The sequence below is a fragment of the Streptomyces sioyaensis genome (assembly GCF_004122735.1).
Taxonomy (GTDB): Bacteria; Actinomycetota; Actinomycetes; order Streptomycetales; family Streptomycetaceae; genus Streptomyces; species Streptomyces sioyaensis.
Genome location: NZ_SDIF01000086.1, coordinates 1 through 12,629, shown reverse-complemented (window position 1 = coordinate 12,629; position 12,629 = coordinate 1). Strand labels below are relative to the sequence as shown.

The 12,629-nt window shown below is 70.3% G+C and carries 10 protein-coding genes; 6 read left to right on the top strand and 4 right to left on the bottom strand.

Going from position 1 to position 12,629, the window contains the following annotated elements:
• Positions 1-9: 9 nt before the first annotated feature.
• Positions 10-3,267 (top strand): efflux RND transporter permease subunit, encoded by a 3,258-nt coding sequence (locus tag EST54_RS24475; RefSeq protein WP_129249882.1) that lies wholly within the window; start codon positions 10-12, stop codon positions 3,265-3,267.
• Between the two features lie 217 nt (positions 3,268-3,484).
• On the top strand, positions 3,485-3,997 hold the full coding sequence (locus tag EST54_RS24470) for a DUF4430 domain-containing protein (RefSeq protein WP_129249881.1): 513 nt from the start codon (positions 3,485-3,487) through the stop codon (positions 3,995-3,997).
• Between the two features lie 268 nt (positions 3,998-4,265).
• Here EST54_RS24470 and nadA read toward each other — a convergent pair whose 3' ends face one another.
• The gene (gene nadA, locus EST54_RS24465; RefSeq protein ID WP_129249880.1) at positions 4,266-5,453 is read right to left on the bottom strand and encodes a quinolinate synthase NadA; all 1,188 of its coding nucleotides are present in this window, start codon (positions 5,451-5,453) and stop codon (positions 4,266-4,268) included.
• 320 nt (positions 5,454-5,773) lie between these two features.
• Between nadA and erpA the strand changes: the two genes are divergently transcribed.
• Positions 5,774-6,127 (top strand): iron-sulfur cluster insertion protein ErpA, encoded by a 354-nt coding sequence (gene erpA, locus EST54_RS24460; protein WP_006606077.1) that lies wholly within the window; start codon positions 5,774-5,776, stop codon positions 6,125-6,127.
• 130 nt (positions 6,128-6,257) lie between these two features.
• On the opposite strand, the gene EST54_RS24455 is transcribed toward erpA, so the two are convergent.
• Positions 6,258-7,778 (bottom strand): hypothetical protein, encoded by a 1,521-nt coding sequence (locus EST54_RS24455; protein WP_129249879.1) that lies wholly within the window; start codon positions 7,776-7,778, stop codon positions 6,258-6,260.
• Positions 7,779-7,903: 125 nt separating this feature from the next.
• On the bottom strand, positions 7,904-8,131 hold the full coding sequence (locus EST54_RS24450; RefSeq protein WP_129249878.1) for a hypothetical protein: 228 nt from the start codon (positions 8,129-8,131) through the stop codon (positions 7,904-7,906).
• A 158-nt stretch (positions 8,132-8,289) separates the two neighbouring features.
• On the opposite strand from EST54_RS24450, the gene EST54_RS24445 reads away from it, so the two are divergent.
• Positions 8,290-9,264, top strand: a complete 975-nt coding sequence (locus EST54_RS24445; RefSeq protein ID WP_129249877.1) for a carbohydrate kinase family protein — start codon at positions 8,290-8,292, stop codon at positions 9,262-9,264.
• A gap of 9 nt (positions 9,265-9,273) precedes the next feature.
• Here EST54_RS24445 and EST54_RS24440 read toward each other — a convergent pair whose 3' ends face one another.
• On the bottom strand, positions 9,274-10,719 hold the full coding sequence (locus EST54_RS24440; RefSeq protein WP_129249876.1) for a cysteine desulfurase/sulfurtransferase TusA family protein: 1,446 nt from the start codon (positions 10,717-10,719) through the stop codon (positions 9,274-9,276).
• 339 nt (positions 10,720-11,058) lie between these two features.
• Here EST54_RS24440 and ctaC point away from each other — a divergent pair, with 339 nt between their 5' ends.
• Complete coding sequence (gene ctaC / locus EST54_RS24435; protein WP_174857507.1) at positions 11,059-12,021, top strand: aa3-type cytochrome oxidase subunit II; 963 nt, start codon at positions 11,059-11,061, stop codon at positions 12,019-12,021.
• The coding region (locus EST54_RS24430) for a cytochrome c oxidase subunit I (protein ID WP_174244115.1) at positions 12,018-12,629 on the top strand (612 nt) is incomplete at its 3' end. The genes ctaC and EST54_RS24430, both read left to right, overlap by 4 nt.

Below are 12,629 nucleotides of genomic sequence, written 5' to 3'. Positions count from 1 at the left end.
GACCCCACCATGTCCTGGCTGTCCCGCCTCAGCCTCGTACAACGGGGCCTGATAGCGCTGATGTCGATCGTGGCGATCGCCTTCGGCGCCATCGCGATCCCACAGCTCAAGCAGCAGCTCCTGCCCTCCATCGAACTCCCGATGGTGTCCGTCCTGGCGCCCTATCAGGGTGCCTCGCCCGATGTCGTCGAGAAGCAGGTGATCGAACCGCTGGAGGACGGCGTCCAGGGGGTCGACGGCATCAAGTCCGTCACCTCGACGTCGAGCGAGGGCTCGGGCGTCATCATGGCGCAGTTCGACTACGGCAACGACTCCAAGCGCCTGGTCGCCGATGTCCAGCAGGCCGTGAACCGGGCCCGCGCCAAGCTGCCCAAGGACGTCGACCCGCAGGTGGTGTCCGGTTCGACCGACGACATCCCCACCGTGGTCCTCGCCGCCTCCTCCGACTCCAAGGACCAGCAGACGCTGGCCGACGAGCTCAACCGCAGCGTCGTACCGGACCTGAAGAACATCGACGGCGTCAGCCAGGTCACCGTGTCCGGCGTCCAGGACCGGATCGTCGCGGTCACCCCCGACGACAAGAAGCTCGCCGCCGCCGGGCTGAGCGCCCAGGCACTGGGCCAGGCGCTGCAGAACGGCGGCACGTCGGTGCCCGCCGGCTCGTTCGCCGAGGGCGGCAAGAGCAAGACCGTTCAGGTCGGCGCCGGCTTCACCTCCGTCGCACAGATCAAGGACCTGACCCTCGCCCCGTCCGCGGGCGGCGGCGCGGGTGCCGGTGCCTCCGCGGGCGGCGGCCCGTCGGCGGGTGGCGGTGCGGGTGGCGGTGCCGGTGCAGCGGCAGGCGGCGCTCCCGCCGCGGGCGGCGCGCGTGCGTCCGAGCCGGTGCGCCTCGGCGATGTCGCCACCGTCAAGGAGGAGCAGGCCACCCCGACCTCCCTCACCCGCACCAACGGCAAGCCCAGCCTCGGTGTGAACGTGACGATGGACAAGGACGGCAGCGCCGTCGCCATCTCCGACGCGATCAAGGACAAGCTCCCCAAGATCCGTCAGGACCTGGGCAAGGGCACCCACGTCACGGTCGCCTCCGACCAGGGCCCGCAGGTCTCCAAGTCGATCGACTCGCTGACCACCGAGGGCCTGCTCGGCCTCGCCATGGCGGTCATCGTCATCCTGGTCTTCCTGCTCAGCCTGCGCTCCACCCTGGTGACCGCGGTCTCCATCCCGCTCTCGGTCGTCATCACCCTGATCGTGCTGTGGACCGGTGACCTCTCCCTCAACATGCTCACCCTCGGCGCGCTGACCATCGCGATCGGCCGCGTCGTCGACGACTCCATCGTCGTCCTGGAGAACATCAAGCGGCACCTGGGCTACGGCGAGGAGCGCCGCGAGGCCATCCTCTCCGCCGTCAAGGAGGTCTCCGGAGCGATCACTTCCTCCACCCTCACCACGGTCGCGGTCTTCCTCCCGATCGGTGTGGTCGGCGGCATGATCGGCGCGCTGTTCGGCTCCTTCTCGCTGACGGTGACCGTCGCCCTGCTCTCCTCCCTGATCGTCTCCCTGACGGTCGTTCCGGTGCTGTCCTACTGGTTCCTGCGCACCCCGAAGCTCCCCGAGGGCACCACCGCGGACGATCTGCGCCGCGCGGCCGAGGAGAAGGAGGCCAAGAGCCCCCTCCAGCGCTTCTACGTCCCGGTCCTGCGGTTCGCCACCCGCCGCCGGTTCACCAGCCTGGTCATCGCCGTGGTGATCCTCCTCGGCACCATGGGCATGGGCCCCCTGCTCAAGACCAACTTCCTCGACCAGGGCTCCCAGGACACCCTCACCCTCAAGCAGGAACTCAAGCCCGGCACCAGCCTGGACGCGGCCGACAAGCAGGCCAAGAAGGTCGAGAAGCTGCTCGGGGCCAACGACGACATCGCCGACTACCAGGCCACCGTCGGTTCCTCCGGCCTCATGGCGGCCTTCGGCGGCGGCACCGGCGCCAACCAGGCCTCCTACCAGCTCAAGCTGAAGGACTCCGCGGACTCCGGCAAGGTCACCGACGACCTGCGGGCCGGCCTCGACAAGCTCGGCCCGTCCATCGGCGACACCACCTTCAGCACCGGTGGCGGCATGGGCAACCAGGACCTGAGCGTGGTCGTCAAGGCCGGTGACGCCGGCGTCCTGAAGCAGGCCAACGAGCAGGTCCGCAAGGCGGTGGCCGGTCTCGACCACGTCACCGACGTCCGGAGCGACCTCTCCGAGAGCGTGCCGCGGATCTCGGTGAAGCCCAATGCCAAGGCGGCCGCGGCCGGTTACGACCAGACCACGCTCGGCGCGGCGGTGACCCAGGCGGTCCGCGGCACCGAGAGCGGCAAGGCCGTCCTGGACGACACCGAGCGGGACATCGTCATCAAGGCGGCCCACCCGGCCACCACCGAGGACGACCTGAAGAACCTGGCCGTCCCGACCCCGTCCGGCCCGGCCAAGCTCAGCAGCCTCGCCACCGTCCGGACCGTCCCCGGTCCGGTCCAGATGACCCGGATCGACGGCGCCCGCTCGGCGACCGTCACGGCCAAGCCGACCGGCGACAACACCGGTGCGGTCAGCGCCGAGTTGAAGAAGAAGATCGACGCGCTGAAGCTGCCGGACGGTGCCACCGCGACCATCGGCGGCGTCTCCCAGGACCAGTCCGACGCGTTCTCCTCGCTCGGCATGGCGATGATGGCGGCCATCGCCATCGTCTTCATGCTCCTGGTGGCCACCTTCCGCTCGCTGATCCAGCCGATGATCCTGCTCGTCTCGATCCCGTTCGCGGCCACCGGAGCGATCGGCCTGCTGGTCGCCACCGGCACCCCGCTGGGCGTCCCGGCGATGATCGGCATGCTGATGCTGATCGGCATCGTGGTCACCAACGCCATCGTGCTGATCGACCTCATCAACCAGTACCGGGCGCAGGGTTACGGAGTCGTCGAAGCCGTCATCGAGGGCGGCCGCCACCGCCTCCGCCCCATCCTGATGACGGCCCTGGCCACCATCATGGCGCTGCTCCCGATGGCCCTGTCCATCACCGGAGACGGCGGCTTCATATCCCAGCCGCTCGCCGTGGTCGTGATCGGCGGCCTGATCACCTCCACCCTCCTCACCCTCCTCCTCGTCCCGACGCTCTACGCGATGATCGAGCTCCGCAAGGAGCGCCGGGCGAAGAAGAAGGCTGGGAAGCAGGACGACACGTCCGGCCCGCAGTCCGGGAAGGACGACCGCACCCCGGAACCGGCGACCGTCTGACGACGCTCCGCCGACGACACGATGCCCCCGCAGGCCGGTGCTTGCGGGGGCATCGCGCTGATCGCACTCCGAGAGAAACAACCGCGACGCCCGGGCCCGCCCCGCCCGCCGTCCGGGGCCACGTACGCGTTCGGAGGCGCACCTCTCGCCGATCGCGGAGAGCGATGGTTTGGTGGCTGATGGTTGCCGAACCGACGAAAGATGTAGGTGAGCGAGCGTGCCGTGTGCCCCGGGCCGCAGGGTCGTCCCCGTAACCGCTGCCGCGCTGCTGCTCCCACTGGCCCTCGCGGCCGCTCCGCCGGCCGGCGCCGAGGATTCCACCGCCGCCGTCCGGGTGGCGGTCACCGGCGGGTCGTACACCGCCAGCGTGGGACTAGTCCGGACGGGCCCGCGCACCCTCTTCGGCGGCTTCTACTGCGCCGCCGACGGCATCGGCCCCACGCCGCTGACCGCCCTGGTCGACGCCGACGACATCTACGGCCTCGGCGGGGTCCGGGCGAGCTGGGACGCCACCACCCAGGACTACGTGGTCACCGAGATCCACGGCGACGCCGCGGACAGCACCAAGAAGTGGAACGCGTACGTGAACGAGAAGAAGATCACGAAGGGACCCTGCCACACCGCGATCAAGGGCGGCGACAAGGTCCGCTGGACCCTGGAAGCCGCCGCCCCCGCCGCGTCCGGGACCGGTACGGCCGAACGGCCACCGCGCCGCCGCCGGGAACGCTGACCAGGCGGCCAGCTCGACGCCCGCCCCCACTCACCGCCACGTACTCCACTCACGGGAGGGGACGGGCCGGAGGGGCCGGTGTGTGGGACGTAAAGCGAAGCAGTCCCACACACCGGCCCCGGAGGCCCGTCACCGCACCCAACACCCACCCAGCCCGCCGCAGGCGCAACGGCGAGAAGACCCACGGCGGGACAGCCAAAAACGTGCGGGCGCGCCGCAAAGCGCAACGGCGAGAAACCACCACGGCGGGAAAGCCAAAAACGTACGCCTACGGCAACGCCAGCATCCGCTCCAGCGCCAGCTTCGCGAAGCTCTCGGTCTCCTTGTCGACCTCGATGCGGTTGACGACCTTGCCGGCGGCGAGCGACTCCAGCGCCCACACCAGGTGGGGGAGGTCGATGCGGTTCATCGTCGAGCAGAAGCAGACCGTCTTGTCGAGGAAGACGATCTCCTTGTCCTCCGCGGCGAAGCGGTTCGCCAGCCGGCGGACGAGGTTCAGCTCGGTGCCGATGGCCCACTTCGAGCCGCGCGGGGCGGCCTCCAGGGCCTTGATGATGTACTCCGTCGAGCCGACCTGGTCCGCCGCCGCCACGACCTCGTGCTTGCACTCGGGGTGGACGAGGACGTTGACGTCGGGGATGCGCGCCCGCACGTCGTTCACCGACTCCAGGGAGAACCGGCCGTGCACCGAGCAGTGGCCGCGCCACAGGATCATCTTCGCGGCCCGCAGCTGCTCGACGGTCAGGCCGCCGTTCGGCTTGTGCGGGTTGTAGACCACGCAGTCGTCGAGGGACATGCCCAGGTCACGGACGGCGGTGTTGCGGCCCAGGTGCTGGTCCGGCAGGAAGAGGACCTTCTCGCCCTGCTCGAAGGCCCAGTCCAGCGCCCGCTTGGCGTTGGAGGACGTGCAGATCGTGCCGCCGTGCTTGCCGGTGAACGCCTTGATGTCGGCCGAGGAGTTCATGTACGAGACGGGCACGACCTGCTCGGCGACACCGGCCTCGGTGAGCTGGTCCCAGCACTCGGCGACCTGCTCGGCGGTGGCCATGTCGGCCATCGAGCAGCCGGCGGCCAGGTCGGGGAGGACGACCTGCTGGTCGTCGCCGGTGAGGATGTCGGCCGACTCCGCCATGAAGTGCACACCGCAGAAGACGATGTACTCGGCGTCCGGCCGGGCGGCGGCGTCCCGCGCGAGCTTGAAGGAGTCGCCGGTGACATCGGCGAACTCGATGACCTCGTCGCGCTGGTAGTGGTGCCCCAGGACGAAGACCTTGTCCCCGAGCTTCGCCTTGGCCGCGCGGGCGCGCTCGACGAGATCGGGGTCCGACGGCGCCGGCAGATCGCCGGGGCACTCCACGCCGCGCTCGCTCTTCGGGTCGGCCTCGCGGCCGAGGAGGAGCAGGGCCAGCGGGGTCGGCTGGACGTCCAGGGGCTGGGCGGTGGTCACAACACGCACCCTCTCTTTTCTGCGGACGGCTCTTGCACAAAAGCCTTTTCGTCTATTTGACGCTATCTATCATAGCTGCTTCACGTCACTTTGACGATGGGGCTTGTGTCGATGTGACGCATCAGCACCCCGCCGTGTGTGCTCGGCCACCTGTTCCTGTCCGCCGGTGTGCGAGCATGAGGGGAGAACAATCGTGAGAAGCCGCCCCCGGCGGTGCGCCGGAAGGCTTCTCGACATGTTGTGCCCAGCCGGAATTAATCCGGGACGTCGTTGGTTGCAGCTGGTTGCATCCGATGACAAGCGGTCCGTACAACCCGGGAGAGATCTAGATGAGCGTTCAGGACGAGACCACCGTCAGCGACGGCATCATCCTGTCCGACGCGGCCGCGTCGAAGGTCAAGAGCCTGCTGGAGCAGGAAGGCCGGGACGACCTCGCGCTGCGGGTGGCCGTTCAGCCCGGCGGCTGCTCCGGACTGCGCTACCAGCTCTTCTTCGACGAGCGTTCGCTCGACGGCGATGTCGTCAAGGACTTCGATGGCGTCAAGGTCGTCACCGACCGGATGAGCGCCCCCTACCTGGGCGGTGCCTCCATCGACTTCGTCGACACCATCGAGAAGCAGGGCTTCACGATCGACAACCCGAACGCCACCGGCTCCTGCGCCTGCGGCGACTCCTTCAGCTAAGGAGCTCGGGCAGTACTACGGAAGGCGGCGCCCCCCCCCCGAGTGGGGGAGCGCCGCCTTCCGTGCTTTCCGCCTCCGGGGCTCGTGGTTTCCGCCTCCCGTTGAGCACGGACCCATCCGCTCCTGCGCGCTACTGCTTGGGCACCGACTCACCGGTCGAGACGTCGACCACCTTCCGGCCGTCCAGCGGCTGGTGCAGCGTCACGGTCTTGGTGAACTCCTTGGCGATCTTCACGCAGACCTGGCCGGGCTTCTTGTCCTTGCCGACGACCTTGGTTTTCACGGCCGAGCCGGACTCCTCGGCGCTCACCGAGTAGACGCTGCACACCCCGCCCCAGAAGTGCACCGTCAGCTTCTTGCCGCCGTCGCTCACGCCGTACGACTCCAGGGCCATCGCCCCGGGCTTCCCGGACGGCTTCCGCGGCGCCTGCCCCGTGCCCTGCGAGCTGCCCCCGCCGTCCCGGTGGGCCAGGTACTTCGGGTCCACGGCCGGCTGCGCGACCGTCGAGGTGGCGTCCGGGCCGCTGCCGGCGCCCGGCTGGCGCACCGTGTACAGCCACGACGGCACCAGCGCCTGCCCGCCGTCCACGTACTGGACCGAGAGCCCGAAGGCCGCACCGGTCACGTCGGACGGCTGCTGCGCCTTCGTCGGCGCCGGCTCGCACGGCGCGATCCCGCCGGCCTTGCCGTCCTTGGTGTCCTTCTTGCCGGGCGGCGAGGGGCAGCCGGCCGGCTTGCGGCCCTCGCCCGAGTTCAGCCGGTCCAGCGTCTTGTCGGCGTTCAGCACCGGATACTCCGCGCCCTTGACCGGATTCGCGAACTGACCGCTGCCGCCGACCACTTGACCGTCCGAACCGACCTGCAGATCGCTCTGCCAGCCGTACGTCGGCAGCCCGCCCAGCACCGGGTTTGTGGTGACGATCCGCACCGCACCGGACAGCCCGCCCGCGTCGACCTTGGAGTCCTCCTGGCCGAGCGCCTTCAGCACCGGCCGCACCGCCTGCTTGGCCTTCTCCGGCGACACCGCGCCCTTGCCGCTGCTGTCGTCCTCGGTCGCGATGTCCCCGCCGCCGCGGTACGACGGACAGCCGGGCCGGCTCGACGCGGCGGCACCGTCCCCGCCCTTGTCGCCCTTGGGGGACGCGGGCAGCGCACAGTTGGTGCCGCCCGGGGTCCCGTACTGCGAGAACGTCCAGGAGCCCGAGCCGGTCTTGGTCACCTGGAGGACGGGGCCGCGGCCGTCCCGCGTCGGCCCGCCGACCTTCCAGGTGGTGCCCTCCGAGCGGACCTTTCCGGCCACGTCCAGCGCCTTGGCCAGCCGCTCCACCGACTCCCGGCTGATCTCGCCCTTGGGGCGGTAGACCGGCGCGGCCGCCGGACCGCCGGGCAGCTTCTTCACCGCCCGGTACTTCGCACCCTGCGGATTGGGCTCACCGGCCGCGATCGAGCCGCCGGAGTAGCCGTCGAGCGCGAGGGGCGGCGGGTCGCCCTTGGCCGGGCCGGCGGCCCCGTCGCCGGACGTGGACGAGGCCCAGTACGCCGCGCCGCCCCCGGCCAGCAGCACCGCGGCGGCCACCGAGGCGACCACTGCCGGGGTGCGCCGCCTGCGCTCCGTGGGGTTCGGGCTCTCGTTGCTGTCCTCGGTGTTCACCGCATCGCTCCTTCGGCTCCGCTGAACATCTGACGTGCCATCCTCCGTGAGGGGACGTCGATGGGACGGAGCGGGGGTGGATGCGGTTCCCGTCGGGCGCCGTTCGGCCCCCGGCGGGCGGGCGGTCAGTCGCCGTACTCGGATATTCCGTCCAGCAGGGCGGCGGAGGACGAGGGGACCTTGACGCCGTGCAGATCGGCGGACCGCCCCGGCGCCGGCGCGGGACGCCGGCCGGCACTCCAGCGGCCCTCCATGCGGGCGCAGTCACCGCGCAGCTCGTCGAGCGACTCCGGGTCCCGCCGGGCGGGCGAGGCGTCAGGGGACGGTGTGACGGCTTTCACAGGCTTGGTCATAGCGGCACCGTACGCAGTCATAAACCGTGGAGAAAGACCTACTATTGGGTAGTTTCCGTAGCTCAAGTGTCCGGGATGACCGGGTGGTGTGCCACCCCGCCGGGTAGCGTTGCTTCACGTCCGCCCGCCCCTACGCCTTCCGCAGGAGCAGACCCGTCGTGCGTATCGCAGTCACCGGCTCCATCGCCACCGACCACCTGATGACCTTCCCCGGCCGCTTCGCCGATCAGTTGGTCGCCGACCAGCTGCATACGGTCTCCCTCTCGTTCCTGGTCGACCAGCTCGACGTCCGCCGCGGCGGCGTCGCCCCCAACATCTGCTTCGGCATGGGCCAGCTCGGCATCGAGCCGATCCTGGTCGGCGCCGCGGGCAACGACTTCGAGGAGTACCGCGCCTGGCTCGACCGCCACGGCGTCGACACCCGCTCCGTACGCATCTCCGAGGTGCTGCACACCGCGCGCTTCGTGTGCACCACCGACGCCGACCACAACCAGATCGGCTCCTTCTACACCGGCGCGATGAGCGAGGCCCGGCTGATCGAGCTCCAGCACGTCGCCGAGCGGGTCGGCGGCCTGGACCTCGTCCTGATCGGCGCGGACGACCCCGAGGCGATGATCCGGCACACCGAGGAGTGCCGCACCCGCGGTATCCCCTTCGCCGCCGACTTCTCCCAGCAGATCGCCCGCATGGACGGCGACGCCATCCGCACCCTCATGGAGGGCGCCACCTACCTCTTCTCCAACGAGTACGAGAAGGGCCTGATCGAGTCCAAGACCGGCTGGACCGACGAGGAGATCCTCGCCAAGGTCGGCACCCGCGTCACCACCCTCGGCGCCAACGGCGTCCGCATCGAGCGGGTCGGCGAGCCGACCATCGAGGTCGGCGTCCCGGAGGAGAACGCCAAGGCCGACCCGACCGGCGTCGGCGACGCCTTCCGCGCCGGCTTCCTGTCCGGCCTGGCCTGGGGCGTCGGCCTGGAGCGCGCCGCGCAGGTCGGCTGCATGCTGGCGACCCTGGTCATCGAGACCGTCGGCACCCAGGAGTACGAGCTGCACCGCAGCCACTTCATGGACCGCTTCACCAAGGCCTACGGGCACGAGGCCGCGAACGACGTCCAGCAGCACCTGGCCTGAACCACCGCGTCAGGCGCGGCGCCGCACGACATACGCGGTGCCGCGCTCGGCCGCCCGCTCACCCACGTACTCCTGGTCGCGCATGGTGCACCAGGCGGGGATGTCCTGCCGGGCGGCCTCGTCGTCGGAGAGCACCGTCACCGTTCGGCCGACCGGCACCTCGCCGATCACCTTCGCGAGCTCGATGACGGGGACCGGGCAGCGCTTGCCCAGCGCGTCGACGACCAGCCCGGCCGCCTCGGCGGGCTCCGCGGCAGGTGCCGCCGGGGCCGTGCGCGCAGCCCCGCCGGCCGCTGCCGGCACCTCCTCGCCGCCCGCTGCCGGGACGCCCAGCCGCTCCCGCACCGAGCGCACCACCCGCGGCAGCACCTCCAGGAAGCGCTCCACCTCCGCCTCGGCCGTGCCGTACGGCAGCGAGATCCGGACATTCCCCTCGGACAGCACCCCCATCGCCCGCAGCACATGGCTCGGCGTCAGGGTGCTGGACGTACAGGACGAGCCGGACGACACCGAGAAGCCCGCCCGGTCGAGCTCGTGCAGCAGGGTCTCCCCGTCGACATAGAAACAGGAGAAGGTGACGAGATGGGGCAGGCGGCGCACCGGGTCGCCGACCACCTCCACGTCCGGCACCAGCTCCGGCACCCGTGTGCGGATCCGGTCCACCAGGAGCCGTAGCCGCGCCGCTTCCCCGTCCGTCCCCGGGTCCGCCCGCAGTGCGCGCAGGGACGCCGCGGCGGCCACGATCGCCGGGAGGTTCTCGAAGCCCGGGCTGCGGCCCGACTCCCGCTCGTCCGCCGGCCCCTGGGGCGCGAACCGGGTCCCCTTGCGGACCACGAGCAGCCCCACACCGGGCGGGCCGCCCCACTTGTGGGCGCTCGCCGCCAGCAGCGACCAGGGACCGGGCACCGGCCCCCACGGCAGCGACTGGGCGGCATCCACCAGCAGCGGCACCCCCGCCTCCCGGCAGCGCTCCGCCACCTCGTCGACCGGCTGCTCGGTCCCCACCTCGTGATTGGCGGACTGGAGGCAGACCAGCGCGGTGTCCGTACCGAGCGCGGCGGCCACCTCGCCGGCCGCCACCCGGCCCGTACGGTCCACCGGCAGCTCCACCCGGGTCCCGCCGGCCGCCTCGTGGACCTCGGCGGCATGCAGCACCGAGGAGTGCTCGACGGCGGAGTGCAGCAGGCGGCGGCCGGCCCGCCGACGGGCCGCCAGTGCGCCGGCCACTCCCGTATGCACCGCCTGTGTCCCCGAAGGGGTGAAAACCAATTCGTCCGGGCGGCAGCCCACCGCCTCGGCCGCGGCCTCCCGGGCGGCGTCCAGCAGCAGCCGGGCGCGGCGCCCTTCGCGATAGAGGCGGGCCGGGTCGGCCCACCCTTCGTCGAGCGAGGCGAGGAGTGCCTCGCGGGCGACGGGGTGCAGCGGGGCGGTCGAGGCCGCGTCGAAGTAGGGCACGTCACGACGGTAGAACACCGGCCGCGGGCGGCGCGCGGGCTCGGTCCGGGGCGGCCGGGCGGGCGCGGCCGAAGCGGCGCGGGTGCGGTGCCGGGTGCGGCGTCAGATGCCTGGTGGAAGCGGGTATTCGGGGGTTCGCCGGGCCGCCCGCAAGGGCCCTGGCCACCCCTTAGGGGTGCCTCGCGGCGCGTTGGGCACCCTCCCCGCGCGACCCCAAATAGCGTCCAGTAGGGTTTGGTCCGCATAAACATCCAAACCCCTGCCCGACGCAGGGCGGCGACCGACCAGCGAGTAAGGCCGCAGCCGACCGCGCGGGCGAGACTCTCGGGAAGGCGCTACGTGAGTCCCAACGGCTCCGACCGCTCGTCGCGGCGCCCGATGCGGCGGAAGCTGCCGCAGGTGCTTGCTGCGGGCCTGGTCCTGGCGACCGCTACTGGTTGCACATATAAGGACTTTCCCCGCCTCGGCATGCCAACGCCCGTCACCGACGAGGCGCCGCGGATCCTCTCTCTTTGGCAGGGCTCCTGGGCCGCCGCCCTCGCAACGGGCGTGCTGGTGTGGGGCCTGATCATCTGGAGTGTGATCTTCCACCGCCGCAGCAGGACCAAGGTGGAGGTCCCCGCGCAGACCCGGTACAACATGCCGATCGAGGCGTTGTACACGATCGTCCCGTTCATCATCATTGCGGTGCTTTTCTACTTCACCGCACGTGATGAGAGCGCGCTCCTGAAGACTTCCAAGAAGCCCGACCACGTCGTGAACGTCGTCGGCTTCCAGTGGAGCTGGGCGTTCAACTACCTGGAGAACGTGGACGGCAACAAGTCGACCTCGGCCATCACCTCCCCCGCACTCTCCGCGGTCCCGGACAAGTGGAAGAAGACCGCGCCGGCCGGTGCGGACGGCGTCTACGACGTCGGCACCCCGGGCGAGCGCAACCCGCAGACCGGCAACCCCGGTCCGACCCTGTGGCTGCCGAAGGGCGAGACGGTTCAGTTCGTGCTGACCTCTCGTGACGTCATCCACTCCTTCTGGGTGGTGCCGTTCCTGATGAAGCAGGACGTCATCCCGGGCCACACCAACGTCTTCGAGGTGACTCCCAACAAGGAGGGCACCTTCATGGGCAAGTGCGCCGAGCTCTGCGGCGTCGACCACTCCCGGATGCTCTTCAACGTCAAGGTCGTGTCCCCCGAGCGGTACCGGGCACACCTGAAGGACCTGGCGAAGAAGGGCCAGACCGGATACCTGCCGTCGGGCATCAAGCAGACGGATCACGCCAGGAATGCGGAGACGAAGAACCAGTGAGCATCCTCAACGAACCTCAGGGTGCCGCCGCCGATACGGCTCCGGCAGCACCGCCCGTACGCAAGAAGCAACCCGGTATCGCTGCCGTCCAGTGGCTCACCACCACTGACCACAAGACCATCGGCACGCTCTACCTGGTCACGTCGTTCGCGTTCTTCTGCATCGGCGGCCTGATGGCGCTCCTCATGCGCGCCGAACTGGCTCGTCCCGGCACGCAGATCATGTCGAACGAGCAGTTCAACCAGGCGTTCACGATGCACGGCACGATCATGCTGCTGATGTTCGCGACGCCGCTGTTCGCCGGTTTCGCGAACTGGATCATGCCGCTGCAGATCGGCGCGCCCGACGTGGCGTTCCCGCGGCTGAACATGTTCGCCTACTGGCTCTACCTCTTCGGCTCGCTGATCGCGGTGGCCGGCTTCCTCACCCCGCAGGGTGCGGCGGACTTCGGCTGGTTCGCGTACTCGCCGCTGTCGGACGCGGTGCGTTCGCCGGGCGTCGGCGCGGACATGTGGATCATGGGTCTGGCCTTCTCCGGCTTCGGCACGATCCTCGGTTCGGTCAACTTCATCACGACGATCATCTGCATGCGGGCGCCGGGCATGACG